The 25,256-nt window shown below is 53.8% G+C and carries 24 protein-coding genes, 1 tRNA gene and 1 pseudogene; 12 read left to right on the top strand and 14 right to left on the bottom strand.

All coding sequences use genetic code 11. The features are described from left to right. Positions 1 to 19 precede the first annotated feature (19 nt). From M5G26_RS11185 to M5G26_RS11155, 7 genes are all read left to right on the top strand, one after another. On the top strand, positions 20 to 529 hold the full coding sequence (locus M5G26_RS11185; protein ID WP_150707698.1) for a disulfide bond formation protein B: 510 nt from the start codon (positions 20 to 22) through the stop codon (positions 527 to 529). An 825-nt stretch (positions 530 to 1,354) separates the two neighbouring features. Continuing rightward, positions 1,355 to 2,296, top strand: a complete 942-nt coding sequence (gene cyoA, locus M5G26_RS11180; RefSeq protein WP_007916947.1) for a ubiquinol oxidase subunit II — start codon at positions 1,355 to 1,357, stop codon at positions 2,294 to 2,296. Positions 2,297 to 2,299: 3 nt separating this feature from the next. After that, entirely contained in the window at positions 2,300 to 4,330 is a 2,031-nt protein-coding gene (gene cyoB / locus M5G26_RS11175; protein ID WP_007916945.1) for a cytochrome o ubiquinol oxidase subunit I, read from the top strand. A 3-nt stretch (positions 4,331 to 4,333) separates the two neighbouring features. Continuing rightward, positions 4,334 to 4,957 (top strand): cytochrome o ubiquinol oxidase subunit III, encoded by a 624-nt coding sequence (cyoC, locus tag M5G26_RS11170; RefSeq protein ID WP_007916943.1) that lies wholly within the window; start codon positions 4,334 to 4,336, stop codon positions 4,955 to 4,957. Further along, complete coding sequence (gene cyoD, locus M5G26_RS11165) at positions 4,957 to 5,292, top strand: cytochrome o ubiquinol oxidase subunit IV (RefSeq protein ID WP_007916940.1); 336 nt, start codon at positions 4,957 to 4,959, stop codon at positions 5,290 to 5,292. The genes cyoC and cyoD overlap by 1 nt, the downstream gene beginning before the upstream one ends. An 11-nt stretch (positions 5,293 to 5,303) precedes the next feature. Further along, the gene (cyoE, locus tag M5G26_RS11160) at positions 5,304 to 6,191 is read left to right on the top strand and encodes a heme o synthase (protein ID WP_007916939.1); all 888 of its coding nucleotides are present in this window, start codon (positions 5,304 to 5,306) and stop codon (positions 6,189 to 6,191) included. Positions 6,192 to 6,597: 406 nt separating this feature from the next. Beyond that, complete coding sequence (locus tag M5G26_RS11155; RefSeq protein ID WP_007916938.1) at positions 6,598 to 7,089, top strand: RidA family protein; 492 nt, start codon at positions 6,598 to 6,600, stop codon at positions 7,087 to 7,089. A gap of 418 nt (positions 7,090 to 7,507) precedes the next feature. Here M5G26_RS11155 and M5G26_RS11150 read toward each other — a convergent pair whose 3' ends face one another. The 5 genes and pseudogenes from M5G26_RS11150 to M5G26_RS11130 form a co-directional block, all read right to left on the bottom strand. Continuing rightward, entirely contained in the window at positions 7,508 to 8,209 is a 702-nt protein-coding gene (locus M5G26_RS11150) for a hypothetical protein (RefSeq protein ID WP_007949995.1), read from the bottom strand. 118 nt (positions 8,210 to 8,327) lie between these two features. Beyond that, a pseudogene (locus M5G26_RS11145) lies at positions 8,328 to 8,576 on the bottom strand (ATP-binding protein); the annotation flags it as partial. A 49-nt stretch (positions 8,577 to 8,625) separates the two neighbouring features. Next, positions 8,626 to 9,141 (bottom strand): DUF6622 family protein, encoded by a 516-nt coding sequence (locus M5G26_RS11140; protein WP_273915327.1) that lies wholly within the window; start codon positions 9,139 to 9,141, stop codon positions 8,626 to 8,628. A 60-nt stretch (positions 9,142 to 9,201) separates the two neighbouring features. Beyond that, on the bottom strand, positions 9,202 to 9,606 hold the full coding sequence (locus M5G26_RS11135; RefSeq protein ID WP_077574458.1) for a GNAT family N-acetyltransferase: 405 nt from the start codon (positions 9,604 to 9,606) through the stop codon (positions 9,202 to 9,204). 56 nt (positions 9,607 to 9,662) lie between these two features. Next, positions 9,663 to 10,568, bottom strand: a complete 906-nt coding sequence (locus M5G26_RS11130; RefSeq protein WP_257356081.1) for a LysR family transcriptional regulator — start codon at positions 10,566 to 10,568, stop codon at positions 9,663 to 9,665. A gap of 102 nt (positions 10,569 to 10,670) precedes the next feature. Here M5G26_RS11130 and M5G26_RS11125 point away from each other — a divergent pair, with 102 nt between their 5' ends. Further along, the gene (locus M5G26_RS11125; protein WP_273915321.1) at positions 10,671 to 11,843 is read left to right on the top strand and encodes an aspartate aminotransferase family protein; all 1,173 of its coding nucleotides are present in this window, start codon (positions 10,671 to 10,673) and stop codon (positions 11,841 to 11,843) included. A 117-nt stretch (positions 11,844 to 11,960) separates the two neighbouring features. Here the strand turns inward: M5G26_RS11125 and M5G26_RS11120 are convergent, their stop codons facing one another. From M5G26_RS11120 to M5G26_RS11110, 3 genes are all read right to left on the bottom strand, one after another. Next, complete coding sequence (locus tag M5G26_RS11120; protein ID WP_273915320.1) at positions 11,961 to 13,880, bottom strand: alkaline phosphatase D family protein; 1,920 nt, start codon at positions 13,878 to 13,880, stop codon at positions 11,961 to 11,963. A 71-nt stretch (positions 13,881 to 13,951) separates the two neighbouring features. Then, complete coding sequence (locus M5G26_RS11115) at positions 13,952 to 14,689, bottom strand: hypothetical protein (RefSeq protein WP_273915319.1); 738 nt, start codon at positions 14,687 to 14,689, stop codon at positions 13,952 to 13,954. A gap of 115 nt (positions 14,690 to 14,804) precedes the next feature. Next, complete coding sequence (locus M5G26_RS11110; RefSeq protein ID WP_273915318.1) at positions 14,805 to 15,263, bottom strand: hypothetical protein; 459 nt, start codon at positions 15,261 to 15,263, stop codon at positions 14,805 to 14,807. 25 nt (positions 15,264 to 15,288) lie between these two features. Between M5G26_RS11110 and M5G26_RS11105 the strand changes: the two genes are divergently transcribed. Further along, positions 15,289 to 16,035 carry a hypothetical protein gene (locus M5G26_RS11105; protein WP_273915317.1) on the top strand — a complete coding sequence of 249 codons (747 nt, stop codon included), beginning with the start codon at positions 15,289 to 15,291 and terminating at the stop codon, positions 16,033 to 16,035. Between the two features lie 45 nt (positions 16,036 to 16,080). Then, positions 16,081 to 16,449 (top strand): PH domain-containing protein, encoded by a 369-nt coding sequence (locus M5G26_RS11100; RefSeq protein ID WP_034156100.1) that lies wholly within the window; start codon positions 16,081 to 16,083, stop codon positions 16,447 to 16,449. Between the two features lie 12 nt (positions 16,450 to 16,461). Here M5G26_RS11100 and M5G26_RS11095 read toward each other — a convergent pair whose 3' ends face one another. Continuing rightward, positions 16,462 to 16,791, bottom strand: coding sequence for a hypothetical protein (locus M5G26_RS11095; RefSeq protein WP_095125925.1), 330 nt, complete (start codon positions 16,789 to 16,791; stop codon positions 16,462 to 16,464). Positions 16,792 to 17,058: 267 nt separating this feature from the next. On the opposite strand from M5G26_RS11095, the gene M5G26_RS11090 reads away from it, so the two are divergent. Further along, positions 17,059 to 17,319, top strand: a complete 261-nt coding sequence (locus tag M5G26_RS11090) for a DUF6429 family protein (RefSeq protein ID WP_273915316.1) — start codon at positions 17,059 to 17,061, stop codon at positions 17,317 to 17,319. 346 nt (positions 17,320 to 17,665) lie between these two features. Here M5G26_RS11090 and M5G26_RS11085 read toward each other — a convergent pair whose 3' ends face one another. The 5 genes from M5G26_RS11085 to M5G26_RS11065 form a co-directional block, all read right to left on the bottom strand. Then, positions 17,666 to 18,760 (bottom strand): DUF4238 domain-containing protein, encoded by a 1,095-nt coding sequence (locus tag M5G26_RS11085; RefSeq protein ID WP_273915315.1) that lies wholly within the window; start codon positions 18,758 to 18,760, stop codon positions 17,666 to 17,668. A 20-nt stretch (positions 18,761 to 18,780) separates the two neighbouring features. After that, the gene (locus M5G26_RS11080) at positions 18,781 to 21,894 is read right to left on the bottom strand and encodes a DEAD/DEAH box helicase (protein WP_273915314.1); all 3,114 of its coding nucleotides are present in this window, start codon (positions 21,892 to 21,894) and stop codon (positions 18,781 to 18,783) included. Further along, entirely contained in the window at positions 21,884 to 22,699 is an 816-nt protein-coding gene (locus M5G26_RS11075; protein ID WP_273915313.1) for a Hachiman antiphage defense system protein HamA, read from the bottom strand. Before M5G26_RS11075 ends, M5G26_RS11080 begins: the two co-directional genes overlap by 11 nt. A gap of 659 nt (positions 22,700 to 23,358) precedes the next feature. Further along, a complete protein-coding gene (locus tag M5G26_RS11070; protein WP_273915312.1) occupies positions 23,359 to 23,850 on the bottom strand; it encodes a hypothetical protein in 492 nt (163 codons plus the stop codon). 141 nt (positions 23,851 to 23,991) lie between these two features. Then, a tRNA-Leu gene (locus M5G26_RS11065) sits at positions 23,992 to 24,076 on the bottom strand. Between the two features lie 107 nt (positions 24,077 to 24,183). Between M5G26_RS11065 and queA the strand changes: the two genes are divergently transcribed. Continuing rightward, positions 24,184 to 25,248 (top strand): tRNA preQ1(34) S-adenosylmethionine ribosyltransferase-isomerase QueA, encoded by a 1,065-nt coding sequence (gene queA / locus M5G26_RS11060; protein ID WP_007916915.1) that lies wholly within the window; start codon positions 24,184 to 24,186, stop codon positions 25,246 to 25,248. The last annotated feature ends 8 nt before the right edge of the window (positions 25,249 to 25,256 follow it).

The following is a 25,256-nucleotide window of genomic DNA, read 5'->3' as shown; positions in this document are numbered from 1 at the left end:
GACATATAAAGGAAACGCGATGAGCGAGGAAACGATTCGACTGGGACGTGAGCGGCGCTTTCTGGTGCTGCTGGGCATCATCTGCCTGGCACTGATCGGCGGTGCGCTGTACATGCAGATCGTGCTCGGTGAAGCACCGTGCCCACTGTGCATCTTGCAGCGCTACGCGTTGCTGCTGATCGCGCTGTTCGCGTTCATCGGCGCGGCGATGCGCAGCCGTCGCAGCATCACCGTGTTCGAAGTGCTGGTGGTGATTTGTGCGATTGCCGGGGCCGGAGTGGCCGGGCATCACGTGTACACCCAGTTCTATCCGGCGGTGAGCTGCGGCATCGATGTGCTGCAGCCGATTGTCGATGATCTGCCATTGGCGAAAATCTTCCCGCTGGGCTTTCAGGTCGACGGTTTCTGCTCCACGCCTTACCCGCCGATCCTCGGTCTGTCGCTGGCGCAATGGGCACTGCTGGCGTTCGTGCTGGTGGTGATCCTGGTACCGCTGCTGACCTCGCGTAACCGAAAAGCACTGCGCTGAGTCAACTATTCGGCTGCCTGGCCGATACAGAAAACGCCCCGATTTGCGGATCAGCCAATCGGGGCGTTTTGCATTTCAGAGTGTTTGTGAAAACACCGTGACGGACGGCAAGGGAGGGTGCGGCAAGTGTGCGACATGTTGTCACACGCGTCATGTCGCAGGGCTCCTCAGTGATGCGGAATCGGCCGTTGTTACAAAAAAGGATTGGTCTGTTTCGGGGTTTTTCGGCTTTAGCACGCGAGTGCCAGAGCAGGCAGTTTTAACAAGCGCTGGCAGATGGCCAAAAGCCTTGGGTTATCGGGGCTTGCGCTGTTTCAGCGTTCGGAAAAAGCCTTCAGAGCTGTCTGAACTGACGCGGGTACACCTACAATTTTTGGTGTTTTTGTTGAGAATTGATTTCGATAAGATGCGGAACTTTTGCAAAAATGGCGATGGATTGTTGCTCGAACGGATAAAAATTATTTCGGGATAAGACATGGTGTATAGGGCGCTACCTATCTACAATCGCCCGCACTGAATTCCCGGCACTGTTCAGCCTTTATTAAGGAGGCGAGCAGGAAGTCGGGTGTCGAGTGAGTCGCAAGGCTTCCAAGACACCCAGGTGTCGGTGCCTTCCAACTTTCCGCACCAAATGGAATTGGTCTGTAACAAGGCCTTTGACCACGAATTCGAATAAGAACTGACCGCTGTCCCAGGTTTTGTCGAGCGTCTGACGCGCGACGGGCGGCCCTTATTCAATCCAAAGAAAATGCCAACCCTTGGCAGGGTGAAGTGTTGGCGATCAAAACCCAACTGCATTGCGCAAGCTGCTTTAGAGGTCGTGAGATGAGTAAAAACAGGTACCCCAGATTACTAGGCCTAGTGCCGCTGCTCGGCACGTTGTTGCTGGGAGGCTGCAACATGACCTTGCTCAATCCAACGGGCCAGGTTGGCCTGGAACAGCGAAACCTGATCATCACCGCGACCCTGCTGATGCTGTTGGTCGTCGTGCCGGTTATCGTCATGACCTTCCTGTTCGCCTGGAAGTACCGCGCGTCGAACAAGAACGCCGTCTACACCCCGAAATGGTCGCACTCGACCAAAATCGAAGTGGCAGTCTGGACCATTCCGGTCCTGATCATCATTGCCCTGGGTTACATCACCTACATTTCGACCCACGAACTGGACCCGTATCGTCCGATTCAATCCGACGTCAAGCCTGTGACCATCGAAGTGGTCGCGCTGGACTGGAAGTGGCTGTTCATCTACCCGGAACAAGGCATTGCCACGGTCAACAAGATCGTGTTCCCGGCGCACACGCCAATCAACTTCAAGATCACCTCTGACGCTGTGATGAACTCGTTCTTCATCCCGGGTCTGGGCGGCCAGATCTACGCGATGGCGGGCATGCAGACCAAACTGCACCTGATCGCTGACCGTAACGCTGAAATGGACGGTATTTCCGCCAACTACAGCGGCGCGGGTTTCACCGGTATGAAATTCAAGGCTATCTCCACCACTCAGGAAGATTTCGACGCCTGGGTAAGTGAAGTCAAGAAGTCACCTAAACAGCTTGATCAAGCTGAATACGCGGCCCTTGCCAAACCGAGCCAGAACAACCCAGTCGAGCTCTACTCCTCGGTCACGCCGAACCAGTTCCAGATCATCGTCGACAAGTACGAAGGTATGAAGCCGGGCAAGCCGCTGAAGCACGAGAAGAAAGAGAAAGAAGTGGCGGCCACGGAAATTGACTCGAGTTCGCATTCAGCTGCCGGGGCAGAGGAGTAAACGATGTTTGGTAAATTAAGTTGGGAAGCAGTCCCATTCCACGAGCCGATCGTGATGGTGACCATCGCCATGATCGCCCTCGGTGGTCTGGCGCTGTTCGCTGCAATCACCTACTTCAAGAAGTGGACCTACTTGTGGACCGAGTGGCTGACTTCGGTCGACCACAAGAAAATCGGCGTGATGTACATCATCGTTGCCATGGTCATGCTGCTGCGCGGTTTTGCCGACGCCATCATGATGCGTACCCAGTTGGCCATGGCCACCGAGGGTTCGCCTGGCTACCTGCCACCTGAACACTATGACCAGATCTTCACCGCTCACGGTGTGATCATGATCATCTTCATGGCGATGCCATTCTTCACCGGCCTGATGAACCTTGCAGTGCCGCTGCAGATCGGCGCGCGTGACGTTGCGTTCCCGTTCCTGAACTCCCTGAGCTTCTGGCTGCTGGTATCCGGCGTAGTACTGATCAACCTGTCCCTGGGCGTCGGCGAATTCGCCAAGACCGGTTGGGTTGCCTATCCACCTTTGTCGGGTCTGCAATACAGCCCTGGCGTGGGTATGGACTACTACATCTGGGCGCTACAGCTATCCGGGTTAGGTACGACGCTAACGGGGGTTAACTTCCTCGCGACCGTATTGAAAATGCGTACCCCTGGCATGAAACTGATGGACATGCCGATCTTCACCTGGACCTGCACCTGGGCAAACGTTCTGATCGTGGCTTCGTTCCCGATCCTGACCGCTACCCTGGCACTGCTGACCCTTGACCGTTACATGGATTTCCACATTTTCACCAATGAACTTGGTGGTAATCCAATGATGTACGTCAACCTGTTCTGGGCGTGGGGCCACCCTGAGGTTTACATCCTGATCCTGCCGGCATTCGGCATCTTCTCGGAAGTGATCTCGGCGTTCACCGGCAAGAAACTGTTCGGCCACCACTCGATGATCTACGCCTCGGGCGCGATCTCGGTACTGGGCTTCATGGTTTGGCTGCACCACTTCTTCACCATGGGTTCGGGTGCAAGCGTCAACGCCTTCTTCGGTCTGGCGACGATGCTGATTTCCATCCCGACGGGTGTGAAGCTATTCAACTGGCTGTTCACCATCTACCAGGGCCGTCTGCGCTTCACCAGCCAGGTTCTGTGGACTCTGGGCTTCATGGTGACCTTCGCCATCGGCGGCATGACCGGCGTACTGCTGGCCATCCCGGGTGCTGACTTCGTTCTGCACAACAGCCTGTTCGTGATCGCACACTTCCACAACGTGATCATCGGCGGTGCGGTATTCGGTTACATCGCAGGTTTCGCGTTCTACTTCCCGAAAGCGTTCGGCTTCAAGCTGCACGAAGGCTGGGGTAAAGCAGCGTTCTGGTTCTGGATCTCGGGCTTCTTCGTCGCGTTCATGCCGCTCTATGCACTGGGCTTCATGGGCATGACCCGTCGTCTGAACGCCACCACCAACCCTGAGTGGGTACCGTACCTGTACGTTGCCATGTTCGGTGCGGTGATGATCGCTGTAGGTATCGCCTGCCAGCTGATCCAGCTGTACGTGTCGGTACGTGACCGTAACAAGCCAGAGAACGTTTGCGATCACGGTGACCCGTGGAATGCACACACCCTGGAATGGTCGACCTCGTCGCCACCGCCGTTCTACAACTTTGCCGTGCTGCCTAAGGCTGACTGCATCGACCCGTTCACTGAAGCCAAGGAAAACGGTACTGCGTACCAGCGTCCGGCCAAGTACGAGCCGATCCACATGCCGAACAACACCGCCACTGGCGTAGTGATGGGCGCACTGTTGACCGTCTTCGGTTTCGCGATGATCTGGCACATCTGGTGGTTGGCGATCGCCAGCCTGGCCGGCACCGTCATCTACTTCGTGATCCACGCTGCACGTGACGACCAGGGCTATATGGTTCCGGTTGAAACGATCGAGCGTATCGAAGCCGAGCAGCACAAGCGTCTGGTCGCGGCAGGGAAAATCCCGGCCGGTGCCACCCGTGTTGAAACCTCGTTGGAACAGGCTTAAACCATGTCGAACTTAGTGACCAATGTTGGACACGCCCATGGTGACCATGGGCACGATGACCATCACCACGATTCGGGCGAGATGACCGTATACGGTTTCTGGCTCTACCTGATGACCGACTGCATTCTGTTTGCGTCGATCTTCGCGGTGTACGCAGTACTGGTAAACAACGTAGCCGGTGGCCCGTCGGGCCACGACATCTTCGAACTGCCATACGTGCTGGGCGAAACCGCTCTGCTGTTGTTCAGTTCGATCACCTACGGCTTCGCCATGCTGGCGTTGTACAAAGGCAAGAAGCAGGCGGTACTGGGTTGGTTGTTCATGACCTTCCTGCTCGGCGCAGGCTTTATCGCCATGGAGATCAACGAGTTCCACCTGCTGATCTCCGAGGGCTTCGGTCCTAGCCGTTCGGGCTTCCTGTCCGCGTTCTTCACCCTGGTCGGTACCCACGGTCTGCACGTATCTGCGGGTCTGATCTGGATGGGCATCATGATGTACCAGGTCAACAAGCACGGCCTGACGGCGACCAACAAGACCCGTCTGAGCTGCCTGAGCCTGTTCTGGCACTTCCTGGACGTGGTGTGGATCTGCGTATTCACCGTTGTTTACCTGATGGGGACTCTGTAATGGCTAATGCACACTCCCATGACAGCCATGATGCTGGCCACGGCAGCGTAAAGTCGTACGCCATTGGCTTCATCCTGTCGGTGATCCTGACCGTCATCCCATTCGGTCTGGTGATGTACCCGAGCCTGCCGAAGGCCACCACGCTGGCAATCGTTCTGTTGTTCGCAGTGATCCAGGTGATTGTTCACCTGTATTACTTCCTGCACCTGGACCGTTCCATTGCTCAGCGTAACAACGTGATTGCATTCGTCTTCACGGCGATCGTGATCGTGCTGCTGGTTGGCCTGTCGTTGTGGATCATGTTCAGCATCCACACCTACATGATGGCGAAGTGAGGTAAGACCCGATGTCGCTCAAGCACTTTATCCAAATCACCAAACCGGGGATCATTTTCGGTAACGTGCTTTCTGTGGCAGGCGGGTTTTTCCTGGCCTCGAAAGGGCATGTGGATCTGGCGGTGTTTCTGGCTGCCATGATCGGTACATCCCTGGTTGTTGCCTCCGGTTGCGTGTTCAACAACTGCATCGACCGCGACATCGACCTGAAGATGGAACGCACCAAGAACCGGGTGCTGGTGCAGGGCTTGATCTCCCTGAAACTGGCCCTGGTCTACGCGACCATCCTTGGTGTTCTCGGCGTTGCGTTGTTGTACAAGGTGGCCAATCCGTTGGCCGCTTTGTTCGCGGTGATCGGCTTCATCATCTACGTCGGCTTCTACAGCCTGTACCTCAAGCGCAAGTCGGTTCACGGCACGCTGGTGGGCAGTCTGTCGGGCGCCATGCCGCCAGTGATCGGTTACGTCGCCGTAACCAACAGCTTCGACATGGCCGCGCTGACGTTGCTGGTGATGTTCAGCCTGTGGCAGATGCCGCATTCCTACGCCATCGCGATCTTCCGCTTCAACGATTACCTGGCCGCATCGATTCCGGTGCTGCCAGTGAAGCGCGGGATTCAAGTGGCCAAGAAGCACATCCTGCTCTACATCCTGGCGTTCCTCGTAGCGACCTTGATGCTGACCTTCAGCGGTTACGCCGGCATGAGCTACCTCGCCGTCGCCGCGGCCATGGGCATGTACTGGTTGTACATGGCCTGGACCGGCTACAAAGCGGTGGATGACACGGTCTGGGCACGCAAGCTGTTCGTGTTCTCGATCTTCACCATCACTGCGTTGAGCGTCATGATGTCCCTGGACTTCAAGGTGCCCGCAGAGCTGCTGCTGACGTACGCGCCGTAAGGTTTAAAGGCTGGACGAAAAACCCCGCACATTGAGAGATGTGCGGGGTTTTTTGTTGAGTGCTATTTAAGGTTGAGCGTGTCTTTGGGAAACGACTGTCTGCTTATAGAGAGATATCCTACCTTCAGAAAACTTTTCATTAGTTAGGATCCCAGAGGCTATTTTCTAATGGGGCAGGTTTGGATGAAAAAGCGCGATCTGTTTGCTGAGTTAATGCAGGGCGTCGCAGAGATGGCGGCTCACCGTGAAAATGTGGCGAAGGATGCCTTAGCGGCCGGTTGCTATCACTTCGTGAAACACCTAGATTTGGATCCAACCATGCCGATGACCTGCCACAAATCGAATCTCCGGCAATCATCGGTCTTAACCTGCGGTTCTTCATGCACTGATCATAAGGCTGGGCGAAATGACTGAGAGGATGACCTGCGACGAGCGTTTTATTGCCCTGGCCCAAGAGCTGAACTACGACATTTATGGTGAGAACACCGCCGGCGGTAATTACGCGCCGCTGATCCGTCATCACGATGAGTTGTACATCAGCGGCATGGTGCCGCGCACTAATGGCAAGATTCAGTACCCGGGTCGCGTCGGACTGGAGCTGACCCTCAAGGATGCGCAAGCCGCCGCGAGCATCAGTGCGATGCGTTGCCTGGCGCTGATCGTCGATGCGGTGGGTTCGCTGGACAAGATCAAGGCGTTGTTGCGGGTGACGGTTTATGTGAAGTCGACGCCGGACTTCGTTGACCTGAGCGAAGTCGCCAACGGTGCCTCGGACGTGTTCAGTCATGTGCTCGGTGATGCCGGCCGGCACACGCGCACTACGGTCGGTGTGTATCAGTTGCCGAAGAACGCGGCGATTGAGGTGGACATGATTGTAGCGTTGCATCCTTCGGCTTGAGGGTGGTTTGACGGCTTGCCCTCACCCTAGCCCTCTCCCAGAGGTAGAGGGGACTGACGGAGGTGTCTTGCGCTATACATCGACGTGAGAGGTCGAGGCGATTGTGGATTCGGCACAGCACTTTCATTTCGGCGAACTTCCACAATATCCGCAAATCGGCTCCCTCTCCCTTGGGAGAGGGGACTGACCGAGGTGTGTTGCGCTATACATCGACCTGAGAGATTGAGGCGATTGTGGATTCGGCACCGCACTTTCATTTCGGTGCATCTCTTGAATATCTCCCGATCGGCTCCCTCTCCCTCGGGAGAGGGCTGGGGTGAGGGGCGAGGATTTTCGCCTCCTCACAAATCCCAAGCCGGACAACAAAAAGCCCCGCCTGAATCTCAGTGCGGGGCTTTTTCGTACAGCGGCCGCGCTATTACTGCGCGGCGATGCTGTACCCATCAAACGCAGTCTGCTGTTGCAGTGCGGTGATGATGTTCTTGCGATTCACTGCCTGTTCTGTACCAGCGTTATCAACGAAAACTTCGCTTTCCAGCTCCGCCTCTTCGCCTTCACCGACGAAGGTGAAACCGAGGAACTCCAGCGCCGCACGGTCAACGTTCAGGCGCGAGCGTGGCGTGCGCAGTGGCAAGGTCACGCTGATGCCGTCCTTGCTGATGGTGAAGATTTCGACTTCTTTCTTCTTCGCAGCCTTGCTCTTGCCGCCGCTCGGATTGCTGATCGCCTGATGGGTCTGGTTCAGCACTTTCAGCGCGAGGCCGTAAACGATTTCCTGGAACGCCGGATCGTCCTTGAAGCTGGACAGAATGCGGCCGATCGAGAACTTGCTGCTGAGGTCTTCAAGGGCGGCGAGGTCGGCGGCTTCGGCGTCTTTCAGTGCCTTGAGTTCGCCCATCAGCTCGTAGGCCTTGTCGTCATCGAAACTGTCGTGAGCCTGACGGATCGCCGCGCGCAACTCGCGGATCTGGTCGCTTTCGCGGGTCGACTGGAACGCGTCCAGGACCATCTCGCTGATGATTTTGGCTTGTGGCAGGTGTTGTGAAAGATTGATGGAGTTTTCGTATTCCGCTTTGGACGATTCGGTGACTACGGATTCAGCGGTGTTGAAATCGGACATTGAAATTTCACTACTTTTTTAACTTGAGTGGAGATGAGAAAACCGAGGGCTTTTTCAGGCCGACTAATTTAGGGGAGCGGGGCGGCGTTGTCACGGAGCAACGGGCCGGCGGTCTCAACTATTTGCCCGGGCTGTGCAAATTCATTGAACGCATCATCCATTGTTCGGCGCTTTGTTGATCTGTTGATAGCGAGAAGCGGAACGTCGCGCCACGCCCGCTCATATCCAGTAACTGTATATCGCGCCTGTGTAATTGCAGGATACGGTGCACGATACGCAGCCCCAGTCCGCCATCACGCCTTGCGCCACCGATATTGAACGGGCGCAGGAACAAACCTTCGCGCAACTCGGGAGCGATGCGGGGGCCGGCGCAGACCCTCAGGAAAAACCGGTGTTGGTGAAAAGCGGTTCCTGAATCATTGGGCGCCCAATGACGGGCGTTGAGCCTGAAGGGTGCGCAGCAAACGGTAATATTTCAGTGAGCGAGCGCTAATCAGACCACTGATAAAGCCTGATGCTGCGGCTTTGAACAGCAACATATCCGGGGCGGCAGCGCGCTCCGGGTGCACGTCATCCTGATAACCGAAGTAGTAGTTCACTGCAAAAAAAAGCAGGAGCAGAATCAGCGCTTTCCAAGTCCCCGGCACTATCAACCCGGTTTCCGGATCATCAAGATTTATCCCCTTGTTGGGGAAAATTAGCCATGCCGACAGAGTGCCCAGTAACAAAGCAATGAGCCAGCCGCTGAGGCTCAAGTCTGGATCAACCGTCAGGTTCAACGACAACAGCGACCAGCCCAACAATACCAGCGGGGTCGACAGCAGGGAAAACCGGCTTTCATGTTGGGGTTTGCGGGCCTTGAGGCCGAAATACACCAGAACCAGAAAAACCACATAAACCCACAAGGGAGTATTTTGAAGAGTGACGAGCATCGCGCAGCGTCCATGCTGGAAAGAGAAGCTGATCATAGCCCTTGCCAGAGCGCACGCCCGTTATTTCAATCGCGGTCGCTCCATGGCAATCACCGACGTCTCAAAACCCAGGCGGGCAAAAAAGGCTTCGGCGCCTTCTCGTCCTGCACGCAGTACCCAGGTGATATCGGGGTTATCGCCCATGACATGCTCAACCAGTCTGCGGCCGATGCCTGTGCGTCGATACTCGCCATCGACCACGACCATCGACAGGTAACCGTTGGACAAGCCATCGGTTATGCCCCGGGCAAAGCCAACGATCTGCGCGCCGAGCAGGGCAATCGCCGTGCGTTGCGAGTGTTCGATGAGTTGCGCGAAATGTTCGCTGGAACCGGTACGGTGCCCCCAGCCATGTTGGCCGAGGAACAGCCGTACCGACTCCACTTCGTCAGATAGCAGGTCGCGTACGGTCAGGTTGTTGTTCATCTTCGCTTCGACTCCTTGTCAGTAATTCTTCGAGACATTGTCCATGTCGCTCGTTTTCAGGATCTGCCCCACGTCTGCATCGCGAATTCGACGAAGCGGCGCAGCTTCGGCAAACGATAGCGATCCGGAGCATAAAGCAAATGCAGGGGGCGGCTTGGAGGTTGATAGTCGGGAACGACGGTCACCAGTTTGCCGTCGCGCAGATCCTGTTCCACCAGCGCATCGGGCAGCATCACGATGCCCATGCCGGTGCGTGCGGCCTGGTGCAACCCTGCGGAAGTGTTCATCAGCATCGGTCCGCTGACGTCGACGAGAATTTCTCCCTCCGGGCCGCTGAGGCGCCAGCGTTTTTCCACTGATTGCCAATCGTCGCCAGCAGGGTAGGCGAACGAGAGGCAGTCGTGTTGTTGCAAATCTTCAGGGGTCTGCGGCATGCCGCGACGGGCCACGTATTGCGGGGAGGCGCAGACGGTCAGTGTGTAATCGATAAGGGGGCGAGCGATTAGATTCGACTCGTCGAAATGCCCCAGCCGAAACGCCACGTCCAGACCACTTTCCAGCAGGTCGGGGCGGCTGTTGGTCAGCACTACATCCATTTTGACCTGTGGGTACTGCAGGGAGAATTCGCTGAGCGCTGGCGCCAGGCGTTCTACGCCAAAAGTCAGTGGCGCGGTAATGCGCAGCAGGCCACGCGGCTCATCGAGTGCTTGTTCCGCCAAGCGTTCGGAGTCGGCCACCAGTCCCAAGACATCCAGACAACGCTGGTAGTAGACGCTGCCAAATTCAGTCAGCCGCTGCCGTCGAGTCGTGCGCTGCAACAGCTGCACACCGAGCCGTCGTTCCAGCGCACGCAGATGATTGCCAACCATGGTCGTCGACATGTCGCACTGCAACGCGGCCGCCGTCATGCTCCCGGCTTCGACGACTTTGACGTACACGCTCATCGACAGGAACAGGTCCATTATCAAGCTCTGCTTTTAAATGAATGAAGTTTTCCCGAGTTTATCCAGTTTCGCTGGCTAACCATACTGCCAGCACACCGACCAGCACTGGAGTTTGAAGTCATGACCGCCGCCCTGATGAACACCTACCAACCACTGGCCTTGAGCTTCACCAAGGGCCTCGGCACTCGCCTGTGGGATCAGGCCGGTCGCGAGTATCTGGATGCGGTGGCCGGTGTGGCGGTGACCAATGTCGGCCACTCACACCCGCGGATCGTTTCGGCGATCAGCGAGCAGGCCGGGTTGCTGCTGCACACGTCGAATCTGTACAGCATCGACTGGCAGCAACAACTGGCGAAACGGCTGACTGAGCTGTCGGGGATGGAGCGCGCGTTCTTCAATAACTCGGGTGCCGAGGCCAATGAAACAGCGCTGAAACTCGCGCGTTTATACGGCTGGCGCAAAGGCATCGAACAGCCGCTGGTGGTAGTCATGGCCAACGCGTTTCACGGCCGCACACTTGGTACCTTGTCAGCCAGCGATGGCCCGGCAGTACGCCTGGGTTTCAACGAATTGCCGGGGGATTTCCTCAAAGTGCCGTTCGGTGATCTCGCTGCGCTGGAGCAACTGCAGCAAAAGCACGGCGAGCGCATCGTGGCGATTCTGGTCGAGCCAATCCAGGGCGAAAGCGGTGTGCAGCTCGCGCCGCCGGGTTACCTGAAAGCCCTGAGTGAACTGTGCAATCGCCATGCGTGGTTATTGATGCTCGATGAAATCCAGACCGGCATCGGCCGCACCGGGCGCTGGTTTGCGTTTCAACATGAAGGCATTGTCCCGGATGTCATGACCCTGGCAAAAGGACTGGGCAACGGCGTGCCGATCGGCGCTTGCCTGGCCCGGGGCAGGGCGGCGGATCTGTTCACGCCCGGGAGCCATGGCAGCACCTTCGGCGGCAATCCGCTGGCGTGTCGGGTCGGTTGCACGGTGCTGGAAATCATCGAAGAACAGGGCCTGCTGGAAAACGCCCGGATTCAGGGTGAACACCTTTTGACTCGTCTGCGTGCAGAGCTGGCGGACAATCCCAATGTGTTGGCGATTCGTGGTCAGGGTTTGATGATCGGTATCGAGCTGAAACAGCCGGTGCGTGATCTGACCCTGATCGCGGCGCGGGATCATGGACTGTTGATCAACGTCACGCGTGGCAAGACGATACGGCTGCTGCCACCGTTGACGATTGATGAGCGGGAGGTGGAGATGATTGTCAGAGGAATTGGACGGATTGTTTCCGCGAGTTAATGGATATCCGATAACCCTGTGGGAGCGAGCTTGCTCGCGAAGGCGTCGTCACAGTCGACATTAATGTTGAATGCTCGACCGCATTCGCGAGCAAGCTCGCTCCCACACGGGAAGCCTCTAGTCCGGATAATCCGCCAGATCCGGCGCCAGCATCCGTGTCTTCGCCTTGCCATTCGAATTGTGCTGAATGATCTCGCGCGGCTGTCCCTGTTCATTGAAAAACACCTGACCGATCCCCGCTGAGTTCCATAGGCGTTCGCCAGCCTCAGCATGTTCCGGCGTGTACGGCACGATGCGCATGCGGCGGCGTTTGGTAAACCAGTTCAGCGGGGAGCGTGGCGAGTAGAGCCAGCGGTTGAGGCGGTCGAACCATTCCAGCAGGCTTTTCGGAAACTCGTTCTTGATCCCGCTGCTGGTGATCTGCCAGATCCGCGGCCCGGCCTTGCGGTGGCGGATAAGCACTTCGTAGACGAAGGAATAATGCACATCGCCGGACAGCACCACGTAGTTACCGGGTGTGCGCGAGTGGCGGAAAATATTCAGGATCACTTGCGCGGCGTCGCGATGGGCCATCCAGTTTTCCGCGTCGACCAGCAGCGGATAACCGCACCAACTGAAGACCTTCTGCACGGTTTCAATCAGCTTCACGCCGAAGATCGGCGCCGGAGAAACGATGATCGCTGACGGGTGATCAAGCAGCTCCTGTTGCAGTTCGCTCAGCGCCTCCCAATCGAGCAGGCCCGACGGTTGCTTGAGCGCCATCTCACTGCGCCAGCGTCGGGTGCGGGTGTCGATGACCACCAGCGCAGGGCTGGTTGGCAGGACGAAATGCCAATGCTGAAAGCGCAGTAGCTCATCGATCAAATCGTCCTGCACCGGGCTGTCGAGGTACTGATCATCCCCGCTGGCGCTCAGCCCCAGGGTTTTCTCCAATACCTCTTTGAACGCATCGGGATTATTGCCCCAGCCCTGACACAACATATAAGCGATCAGCGCGTTGCCGATGATGCGTTTGGAGAACGGATGGCCGTAGGCCGTTTCCTCCCATTGCGCGGACAGGTTCCAGTCATCGGTGATGTCGTGATCGTCGAAAATCATCAGGCTCGGCAGATGCGCGAGCGCGCGGGCGACCTTGTCCAATCCAGCCTTGAAGGCATCGATGCGAGTCTGTTCGAGGGTGTAACGCTTGAGGCGTTCGGGCGTCAGTTCGGGCGCTTGCGGATCGATCAGCAACCAGGGCGTCGGCGACCACACCAGCAGGTACATCGCCATGACTTCGGCGAACGTCACCAAGTGATTGTCAGCACTGCTGCTGGTGAAAATCGGCTTACGCGCACCGCCGAAAAATCGCTCGCGCAATGTCTCGTTGCTCTCCAGCGCTGGTAACAAATCCGCGCGGTGGTAGTAACTGGCCGGGTGTTCGTAGAGCCTGGCGCTGTCGCTGACCACGGCGCCTTCGAGGTGTTCGTCGAACAGGCCAAGACGTTCGATCAGGGCATGAATCGCCCGCAACATCGGGCCGGCGACATCGTCGGCGTAGACTTGATCGCCGCTCATCATTAACAGGGCGGGACGTTGTTGCGGATCGGTTTCCGTCGCCAGCAATTGGTCGACGCACAGCAAACCATCCGTCGCCGGGTGATGCGGCTTGCGGCAAGAGCCGTGCAGCAGTTGATCGATCCGCGAGCGCAGGACGAAGTTCGGACTGGTTGCATCGCCGTACAGCAGATGCGCCGCCCAGTCGGCGATGCCCTCTGCATTGTCGATCAGCAGGTCATAGTCGATACGCGTATCGCAGGGCAGGGCGTTGTCGAGAGCAACATCGATGAGATGGACAAACGCCTCGCGGCCTACGGGAATGACCGTGCATTTCCCGGCGTCGAGAGGAATGTCTCCTACACCTTGCAGGCGCAACGTCAGCGCCAGTGGCCGCGTGCCGACCAGCCACATGACCACGCGCGTTGGCTCCAGCCGTCGCAGCAGCGGGCCGGCCAGGACAGGAGGCAGCGGGATCAGGTCAGCGGGTGTCGAAGACATCGAGGGCAAAGCTCAAGGCGCACAGGCCGGCGATAATAGCGCAGGCAGCGCCTTGAACCCTTAAATAAGCCTTAAGAGTCGGCTTTTTGCACTTTCAGCGCCAACAAACGCCATTGCGCAGGCAGCGCGTCAACTCGCGGCTGCTCTTGCACGGAGCAATCGAAACGGTAAGTGACATCGTCGCCGTTCATGTTGCGCGCGGTGACGGTGTTGTTGAAGGTGTAGACCTGATCCTTGAAGCGGTGGCTGACCAGCGCCTTGCTGTCAGCAAACCGCGCCGAAGCGGGGAAGCGCAACGTGCTGGTCACAAACGGGCTGCACATGACATACGCAATCATCGACTTGTCGGCCTGTGCGTCGCCGCGCAATTTCTTGTTCAGCGCTGCCAGGGCCATGCGCCCCTGATAGTCGCTTTGATCCAGCACGGTCTGTAACCCGATTGATTTCGGCGCCCGGCTGGCGTAATTCGGCAGCAGGGCGGATTCGGCGGGAGAGGGTTTGTCATCCGGCTCGATGGCAGCAAAAGCCGGCGCATCCTTCAGTTCGGCAGCGGGTGTGACTGCCTCGGCTTCAGGCAATAGAGAGGTCGGCTCGATAACTGGCGTGTTTTCAGCCTGCGCCGGTTCGTAGTCATGCGACGAAGGAAACAACGACAACGTGATCGACAGCACTACCATCGCGACAATGAAACCACCCGCTGCGCCGACGATGTTGCCGTAGAAAATATTCCAGCTGCCACGGTTCTTGACCACCCAGCGCCACATGAACCCCCAAACCGCGACAATCGCCAGAAAACGCAGAAACTCCATTTGATCCTTTCCTTAAACCTTCCAAACCTGAAATCAACGCACGCCCAAGGTGAACGCTGACGATGGGCGGCAAGATAACAAAACAGACGTGTAATGCCAGTGACGATAGCGGTGCTCAGTGAAAATTAAGCGCAAAAAACGCCAGCGTCGTCACACCAGCAGCCAGCCCACAGATACCGGCGAAAAGTTGCCGGGCCAACGGATGCTCTGGCTGAGGACGCCTGACCAGCCACATCCAGACACCCGCCAGCACGCCGAACGTGGTGATTACTTGCAACACGCTACTGGCCAGGTTCTCAGTTGCAGGAGGCACGTGCGCCGGGAAAAGTCCTGCACAGACCACCGAAAAAATCATTGCGACGATGAAGCCGCTGGCGGCACCCGCCAGGTTGGCAAGGATCAGGTTCCAGGCACCACGGGTCTGCACGACCCAAGCCCAAACGGCTGCCCAGACGAAAAAGTACAACACGGCCATCAAGGTGTTTCTCCCTCTGAAAATCGATTCCATCGAGGCGCTGGCGACCTCGTTACTGGCAGTGGACGGCAAGATAGCAAAATAGTAGCGTCGCGCCACTGCCCATCTCCGTAACGGACTACCCATGCCAGTCAGTACCCATTGTTTGCGCCTGCTCTGCGCAATCACACTCGCCGCTGCAATGGCCCCAGCATTCGCCGCCGTGCAAGAGCATCCGGAAAACAGTTGGAAGTACTACGCCGGCAACTGCCAACAAGTGCTGGAGAAAATGGCCGACGTGCAGAGCGGTCGCACCACGGCCTACGACGTGATGTTTGCATTGGAAAGCAACCTGCGAACCATGAATGAACACCGCTCGAACCTGACGCCCAATCACCTCGGCTCCCGAGAATTTGCACAATGCGAAAACGTAGCGGGCCAGGCTGAAGCGATGATCGCCCAAGGGAAAGCCGAGTTCGCTGCAAAAATGCAAGGTGCTGCGGAGGAAGGCCGCATCGCCCACCAGAATTCCCCCGCCTACCAACGCGCCCGCTCCCTCGGCTACAGCGACGTCGGTGATATATCTTTCCTGAAACTGCACGAAGACACCGACGGCGAAGCACGCCTGAAAACCATGTTGATCACCGTCGACGAAATCTGCGGCCAATACTTCCGCGCCACGCAATACGTGAAGCCGTATGTGATCTATACGGTACGGCCTTCAGACGGCGGCTGTGGCGAAGTGAAGCGCGTCGCGGTGGTTGGTGGCCGATCGGTGGAGAAGGGTGATTACATTGATGAGAAGGGCGAGTTTCAGTATCTGGGCTGGAAAAAACTTGTCGGCGCTGATGGGTTTCCGACCGATATCCGCGTGCTGAAGGCCCGTCATTGAACCAAAGAAATACCGGGATGTTTTCTTGAAAATGAGGATGGACAGATGATCGACTTCAACAACAAAGGCTTCTTCAAACTCAAGCAGAACGATGAGTACGCCGAACGCGTAAGCGCGCTGTTGCTCGACGGCGAGGAAGTGATCGACTCTTACAAGGCCATGCGTGACGGCGTGGTGTTTACCAACAAACGCATCATCGCGGTCAACGTCCAGGGCATTACCGGCAGCAAGAAGGATTTCACTTCCTTGCCGTACAAGAACATCGTTGCGTACTCGGTGGAAACCTCGGGCACGTTCGATCTGGATTCGGAGCTGGAGATTTACTTCTCGTCACTGGGGAAAGTGAAGTTCGAATTCACCGGGAAGACGTCGATGGTGGAGATTTCCAAGTACATCTCGAAGCATCTGCTGTAACGGCTCAGCCCATTACAAGATGTCTTTCAAATAGCCCTTGAGCGCGAGGAGCGGCTGATCCAGCTGCTCCAGCGAACGCGCCTCGCTGAACTCAGCGGACAACTTGTGCAACTCACGCCCCAGCGGTTTCTCGACACCGCCCAAGGCATTCATCGCCAGGCCAAGGCATTCGTTCATCTTGAACTGAATGGTCTCGACATCCCCGCGTCGCACCAGCAATTCGAAAATGTCTTTCTGGTAATCACCCATGACCATGTCGTCCCGCAGGATCGGGCTCAGGCCTTCTTCCTCGTAAGCGAGCTTGAGGGAGAAAAGGGCGACTGTTTCCAGTGACGTTTCCATGGGGGGCCTTTAGCGACGTCCGTCAGTGTGAGAGTTGATGACTGGAGGCAGCCACCCTTAGGTGCAAGATGCGCTGGGCTGCCTTCAGAGTGGCGGGATTATACGGAGCGGGATCAACAAGTGCAGCCCAAAGGCGAGGCCGGGCACACTGAAGCCGATCAATAACCTTCACGTGATTGAGCGGCATTTCCATCGGAGGCCGGTGAGTATTATCGTGAGCCTTCACACACTCGACGTTAACTGTTGGATACGAATGGAGTGACGACCATGGAATACGACGACAAACTGATGGAAGACGCCGTGCTTGCCCTGTTGGCAGCACTCAGTTCCGACGACGGCAATGCCTGGAAAGGATTCGATTTCGAGATCATGAACCGATTGCATGAGCAGGGTTTCATCAGTAACCCGGTGAACAGCAACAAGTCGGTCTGGTTGACGGAGGAGGGGCTGGAGCGAGGGCGGGCGATAGCGGCGCGGTTGTTTGGGGGAAATGCTCAGGCTGAGCCTAAAACCGACTCCGACACCTGAGTCCGCGCAATGTCACGTGCGACCCGCGCGGTGGTGAGCCTTCAGTATTGCGCGTCCACTTTACTGCAGACGAAAAAAAAGGGCTTGCTAAGCAATACCTTTCTTAATTTTGGTGCCCGAGGGAGACTCGCGTGCTCCATATTCTATAAGGCTTGTAGGCCATTTTGAAGTCTAGGGATACATGCAGGGATACATGAAAAGCTTTGCTGCTCCCATTCTATCCCAGCCGGCAATGCGATGCGGGCCAAAAGGGACAAAATTTCTGTAGGCGCTGAGTCGGTTTGCAGTTCATTCCTCGGCGATCATAAAATCTCCGTATCGATGGTCATGACTAAGTAATGCGCGCCTAGCTGTAGGCCGGCACTTTCCGAAATGGCAGATCTCCGCCAGTGGCATGAGCGCTTCTCAGATATCCTACTCCGGTACCATTGTAATAAACGACACCACGATTGTTGCGAAGCAGGAAGCTTGGCCACGAAGAAGGACGCGGATGGATAGATTGCATGTGGATAATTCCATCCTCATGCTTTTTAAACTCTGCTTTGTCTACTACTTCATATCGCTTGTGGCTGCCATTTTCGACACCGTCAAATACAGCATAATTGATTTGGTGTCGGCTCTTGAGTCGGCAGGATTTATGCTTGACTACAAAATCATGTAAATGTTCTGCATAGTTTTCTTGTTGTAAGAATAAGTTTGCGCGACAGTGAAGGACCTGAAACTCATTTAGTATTTCAACATCTGCTTTGTTTCGCAGGTTTAGCCATCCGTTTTTGTTTGAGATGTTATATAGATTTTGGTCATAGCAAATGAAATAAGTGTCGGGTGTTAGTGGGAGTAGCAGTAGGGTTCCAGCATCCCTCATTCCGAATGACATTCCCCTGGTTTTTTTTGCCTCAAGGTACCATCGGTTGGTGAGAATTGCAGGATCGTCGGAAGTGATGAAAGGTACATCGGTTTTGTTTCTTATTAGACACACTTTTAGATCGTCTACTATAGACATTGATTCCGCAAATGCATGCATTGCAATTTGAACCGCTTCTTTAATTTGGAATGCAAAGTAAGAGGGGTCAGCTCCGATGTCAGTAAATGTATCGTCTGATACCTCAACAGCACGCCTTGATGCCGCTTCAGTTCGCAAGTTTTGAAAGATCCAAAAAATCCTTAAAACGTCGCGGTGGTCATCAGTTAATAAATAACCCGGCTTAAGAATTTCCTTCAATACATTTCCATATGCGCTCTCTATTGACTGTATCGCAGTCTCCAGTTTTTCATCTTTTCCATAGAAATAATCGCCAGAACACTGATTTTTTACCGGCGCATTAGGGATGAATTTCAAACGATCAATATTGAAAAGGTTTATTGCTGCGTTGGCTTTGTCAATGGTGAATTGTTTGAGGTAGCAACGGGGCACGAAGTGCTGGTTCTTGTTTGTTGCCATGATGTGTCTCTGCTTATTAATTAATGGCTAGGCTTTATTTTTGAGAAAACTGAAGGGAAATCAGCTATCGTCTCAGATATTAGATCGGAATGATCTTTAAATAAGTCGATGTCTAGGATCGGCATTGGTTTAATGCTTGTTTTTAACTTTGAAGACAGAGTTTTGCAGATTTCTCTGTCCATATATCCGTGATTGTATATGAGCATTTCTAGTTCGGAGGATAATCCCATCTTCATCCTGTTTTGAAGTGCTCGAGCCAGAATTGCACAATTTTCAGCGAGATCCCTGCCTTCTAGAATATCCGCGAGCGCGCCGACGATCAGCATTCCCTCGAAAGACAAAGATGCTGTCAGATCCATAATGTGATCTAAGGTTATTGTGAGAGGTACCGATTTTGCCTGGCAATAGCCGTTTCGTTTTTTTGCATGTTCTAGAAGCTTGTAATAACTTTCACCCTTCATCCATAGTTTTGCTAGGTCAATAACTAATTGCGAAGGTTGAATGTTGTGAATTATTTTCTTCTTTGTTAGCGAGATTATTACTGTCCAGTAAATATCCAGCAGGTCATCAGAGGTCTCCGCAAGCTCAAGCTCAAATAATGTATTGTCTATCCAGGAGTCGATGTAGCTAAGTTGGTCTAAGCCGAGTAGTGTTTTTCCGTAGTAGCTATATTTGTATGATTCTATACTGAATAATCTTGATGATAATGTGCTAAAAATTTGCAAAAGCATGGGTTTTTCTGTTTCTGTCGCCAAATGAAATGCCAGAGTTTCAGTTGCTAAAGCTACTATTTTGTCCCCAGTAAGTGTGGTTGGACTATCTTTCAATATAGAAAGAAAGTAGCTCTCGAGCGCGTCAATTGTTTGTTGTTTTGTATCCATTTCCTCCAAAAGCTCATCTATTTCGGTTCCCGATCTTTCTGCCCATTCAATCCAAGCTGCACGATGGCCAGCAGGATCCGAGATAAAGGCTAATAGATGATCCTTGGCTTTTTCATAATGGAATGGCTCTATTAACTTCTTTAGGCTGCTATTACAGTCTTCTGCATTGTCAAAGTCTAGGAGTTGCAGTGCTTCCAACCAACGATACCTGCCGGCTCTAGTGAATTTCTCATCGTAAAGTTTTGGGTTCGAAAAAATAATGCTCCCTTCTGTGTGATAGCCGGATCGTCCTGCTCTGCCAATGAGGTTTTGGAAGTCCCGGGTGGAAATTTTTTTTCCACCTTGCAGTGTGCTCGAGATGATTAAGTATTTAATAGGGAGATTTACACCTTGAGCCAAAGTGGAGGTGCATATCACAAAGTTACCCTTGTTGTTTTCCATTGCCCATTCGACGGAAATCCTAATTCCATTAGGAATGTTAGAGCTGTGAGGGAGCAATCCCATTTTTATTGCTTTGGGATGAATGTGTTCTTTACCAAAATGTAACTCTGCTAAGAATGCGATTTTATCCAGTTCAACACCGTCAGCTGACTCCCTAGGTTGAGGAAGCTTCAAGCCTCGTTCATAGTACTCTATGAGCATTTTGCTTATCGATGTGACTGATCTTTTGTCTCCGCAAAACAAGGCCACTGGACCTTGGTGTGATAACTTTAGGCCGAGATAGGCCGATATCGTTTGAGGTTTCTCTTTATCCGGGAATACTCGATCCTTTGTTTCTCTAATTCTTTTTCCTAAATTTATTTGCTGTACGATGCGCGGTACATATAATCCGCTATCTCGATCATTGTCTTGATTTAAATAACTCAATTGGCCCATTTCTGTTAGCCAACTAAAAAAAGCGACGCTTTTAATCGATGGTAGAAGTTTGCTTCCTTGAATGCTAACTCCCCGTTCTCCATTTAGCCAGTCGCCGATAGTTTCTGCGTTCGCCATTACAGCGGAAATTAAAACGCTTTGTGCGTCTAGTTGTATTGAGTTTTTAAGGGAGGCTATTAATAGTTCGTAAGTTACTCCTCGCTTTCCAGAGTCAAACTGATGGCCTTCGTCAAAAATCAGTAACCCTATCTGAGATGAGAGTAATGGCTCATGCCTTAATAAATACACCAGTTTTTCAGGAGTCGATACGAGTACAGTATGTTCTTTTTTATTTGCGTAATTATCGCCCAGTATAAATTGTAAAAAAGAATTTTCTGATTCGTCGATGTTCGTTGTGTCTCGTAATTCATTAACGGTAATTGAATCATTTTCAAATGCTTTTTCGAAGCTGTATGAGATTTCTCGGCACAACGCCTTGAATGGAGCTATAACTACAGCAAGCTTTGATCTTCCCGACAGAAATGAGCTTCGTATTATGAGTTCTGCCGATTTTGTTTTGCCAGCGCTAGTGGGCATTTGGACAACAGCGGATAAGCCTTTCAGCACACCTTTTTCACCAAGTAATCTCTGAGCCGGCCAGAACTCCTTTATGAAGCCTTCTCTCCTAGAAGCTGATTGCCATACACCTGCATCCAGACCGGTGTATCTGGGCAGGCATAGTATTGAAGAATTATCGATCTTTCTCCGAATCAAAGAGGAGATGCTATCGGCCAGAAGCAGTTCCCTATCACTACCAGACTGATATGCTGCTGATCGAAAAGAATTGGCTTTTTCGTGAACATTTTCAGCGGATTCTGTTTGTTGCCAAAATGCTTTGTAAGTATGGAAGAGTGGGAAGAGCTCGTCGTTGAGATGTCCTTCGGCTCCGTAATACCATGTTTTCTCAAGTTCTGATTTCAATAACCAGACTAAAAAACCTTCTAAGTAGCTACGGGTTAGAACGGTTGGTTGGCTTGGCAGCTGCCTAGCTAGCACTAGGGAGCTTCCAGGCATGTCTGCCAGGTAATAAGCAGTAGCGCCGAGCAGTTTTAAATATGTGTCGAATTCGGGTACTAGTTTTGAGGTGCTTAGTGCGTCGAAGTATTGCCCAACAAGAATTAGTTGCTCCTTTAGTTCGGCTTTGTAGCCGTCTCTTATGTCTAATGGTCGTGATTCTAATGCTGCAAGTTCTCCTAAAATTCCTATCGTAAATATTAAGAGTTTTTCAGGGTTGTCTGCTAGTGGGAGGTGATACTGCTCTTCAATGCCAAATTCATATAGCTTTGATTTTGATTTTGTAATGTCTAGCAGGATTTTTGAATTGGTTTCAAGCTTCATCTGCTGCCCTTTTATATAGTGCGTGAATGAGGGGCATTAAATGTTTGGAGTGAATAACTATCAGTTCAAGATTTTTCTGTTTTGGATGCGTAAGAGTACTGGTTTTTTCGAAAGAGATTAAATTGAATGAAGATTCTGAGAACACGCCGGCTGCGCCATATGAACGCTTGAATGGATGATCTGGCTCGCGTTGAAATCTATCTATTAACTGAACGCCATTCATATCATTTTTGTCTAATAGGCGCTGTTTCATAGCGTTAAGAGATTCGGCGAGCCTGAATTCATCTTTTACAGAGTGGTTAATAGCTGTTTGAAGCACGTTGTCGGCGCTATTCTCGCTGGCTCTTGCTTTTACCTCGAAGATAAGTAGTTCATCATCTGAACTTATTATGCCGTGGTTCTTTTTAAAAGCTATTACGTCTGATCCTTTAGTGGACTCATCTGAGATTGCTTTGCGCTCGTACCGTGTACGTGGTACCTGAAAATTTCTACGGAATTCGAGGTAGTCAGCTATTAGTATTTCTGCGAAATCACCAGCACGAATACTTGGTCCGGGGGGCTTTTTTTCTCCAGGAAACTTCTCCGTTAATAGATACTCAGACTTAGATTTTGATGGGTTTTTTAAAAAGTCAATTTGAACGTCAGAGCAGTAGTGATTCCTAAAGTGTGTAGCCCACGCTGTCATAGCATAAGAGTCGTTAACATCGTTGCTAAATTTCAAGATGGGAATTTCTTTCCCACACTCAGTAACCAGTATCGTTCCGGTATCTTCTAGCCATTTCAAATGGTCATAGGTAAATGACATCGGTACACATCCTGTGTCTTGCAAGAAATTCCGCTCTCTTAAATAAGCGGATTGCCACGTTTCACCTATCCTCTCTCGAGTAGGTATTTTTTACCAGATGCCTTTGGTCATATTGCCATCACGTTTTCGCGTTGACTGCGCCTTCCTTTGGAAGTGGTAGCGAGTTGTTGGGTAGCCGTTCCAAGGTCCTTTGGACCGAACGCTACCCCTGGTGATTTTTACGGTCCGGACGCAGGAAAAAAAGACGGACATCTCTATAGAAATCTCAGCTAGAGGAAACCTGCGAGTCTGATAACCCGTGTAGGGGCCCCCCCCTTCAGGAGGACCCGTAAAATCTGCCGCTACGGCTCCTTGCCTGGGACTAGTCGCACACAGCAATCGGCAGATCCGGAGCTATCCGTCGCGTCCATTCGCGCTGAAGGTTCCCGCCGTGAAAAGGGGCGAGGGGAAAGCTAATCCGTAGGTAGCGAAAAGGCAGTGTTCCACGTGTTCCATGTGTTCCATAAACGTCGGAGGCCACGGAATACGCGGCTTTCAGAAGCGGACCACAAATGCGAATAACCGGAACACCAGTTACGCGGAACACGTCTGGTGTTCCGCGATTTGGTGATCCGGTTATAGGTGGAAAGCATCGCCGTAGGTATCGGCGATTCGGTGAGTCAGGCGGCTAGCAACTGCTCCATGGACAGTGCATAAGCTTTATCTCTGATTGTCTTCTCGCTGATGCACGAAGCCCCATGCGGGGTTTGCAAGGGCACATAGAGCTCACTCAACGAGCTTGTCCATCCCAAGGCTTTCTCGGTGGCTTCCAAGTGTGCCGCGACGGCGGCGAATTCCTGAGCGGCCTTGTCCATGGGGTTCGCCCACATGATCCGCGCTACGCGTAGCTGGCGCTGACGAAGAACTTTCAAAACCTCTCTGATCTCTGCAATTTCCACATCGAGCTTCTCGACATCGTTTTTCAAGGCCTGCGCGGTCGCTGCCAATCCTCGCTTGCCACGTGTCACCATTGCCAGTGCTTCGGAGGCAAGACGCAGCATCTTCTCCGCACGCTGCTCATCTGCATCGTCTCCATCACTGAGAGCTACCGTATAACTCGCCGCGGCTTGTTTCTCCGCATATTGGGCCTTCTCGACTTCAACCGTTCTCATTCAAAGATGACAGGTCAGATCTGCCCAACGACAGTGTTAGGGGGCTTGACGATGAGGACGATTAACAGTGGTCAGAATTGCACCAGCCACTTTTCTACAGACGAAAAAAAAGGCCTTGCTAAGCAAGACCTTTCTTAATTTTGGTGCCCCGAGGGAGACTCGAACTCCCACTCCTTTCGAAAACGGATTTTGAATCCGCCGCGTCTACCAATTCCGCCATCAGGGCTCAATGGCGGCGAAGTATAGAGATGAGATTACCGTCGGTCAATCAGGTACATAGAGAATTTTCGATATTTCCGCTAGACTTTCCGGCCCTGCTAGACGAACCCCATCATGCGCGTTGCTGACTTTACTTTCGAGCTCCCTGATTCGCTGATCGCCCGCCACCCTTTGGCCGAGCGTCGCGGTAGTCGCCTGCTGACCCTTGACGGGCCGAGCGGCGCCCTCGCACACCGTCAATTCACTGATTTGCTCGAGCATTTGCGCCCGGGCGATTTGATGGTGTTCAACAATACCCGGGTGATTCCGGCGCGGCTGTTCGGGCAGAAAGCGTCCGGCGGCAAGCTGGAAATCCTCGTTGAGCGGGTGCTCGATACGCATCGCGTGCTGGCCCATGTGCGTTCCAGCAAGTCGCCGAAGCCGGGTTCGAAGATTCTTATCGATGGCGGTGGCGAGGCAGAAATGCTTGCGCGTCACGATGCGTTGTTCGAACTCGGCTTCGCTGAAGAAGTGTTGCCGCTGCTCGATCGCGTCGGGCACATGCCGTTGCCTCCTTATATAGACCGCCCCGACGAAGGCTCGGATCGCGAGCGTTATCAGACCGTGTACGCCGAGAAACTCGGTGCGGTGGCGGCGCCGACCGCCGGGCTGCATTTCGATCAGTCGCTGATGGAAGCAATTGCGGCCAAGGGCGTCGAGACCACGTTCGTTACGCTGCACGTGGGCGCGGGGACGTTCCAGCCGGTGCGCGTCGAGAAGCTTGAAGATCACCACATGCACACCGAGTGGCTGGAAGTCGGCCAGGACGTGGTCGATGCGGTCGCAGCGTGCCGTGCGCGCGGTGGTCGAGTAATTGCCGTCGGCACCACCAGCGTGCGTTCGCTGGAAAGTGCCGCGCGCGATGGCGTGCTCAAGCCGTTCAGTGGTGACACCGATATCTTTATCTTCCCGGGCCGGCCGTTCCATGTGGTCGATGCCCTGGTGACCAATTTCCATTTGCCGGAATCGACGCTGTTGATGCTGGTTTCGGCATTTGCCGGTTATCCCGAGACCATGGCGGCCTACAAGGCCGCCGTCGACAACGGTTACCGCTTTTTCAGCTACGGTGATGCGATGTTCATCACCCGTAATCCCGCACCTACTGCCCCTAAAGAAACCGGCCCAGAGGAAACAGAATGAGTCGCGAA

The sequence above is a fragment of the Pseudomonas sp. TNT2022 ID642 genome (assembly GCF_028656995.1).
Classification (GTDB): domain Bacteria; phylum Pseudomonadota; class Gammaproteobacteria; order Pseudomonadales; family Pseudomonadaceae; genus Aquipseudomonas.
The sequence above is the reverse complement of the archived record's forward strand: the minus strand, read 5'-3'. Positions and strand labels throughout refer to the sequence as shown.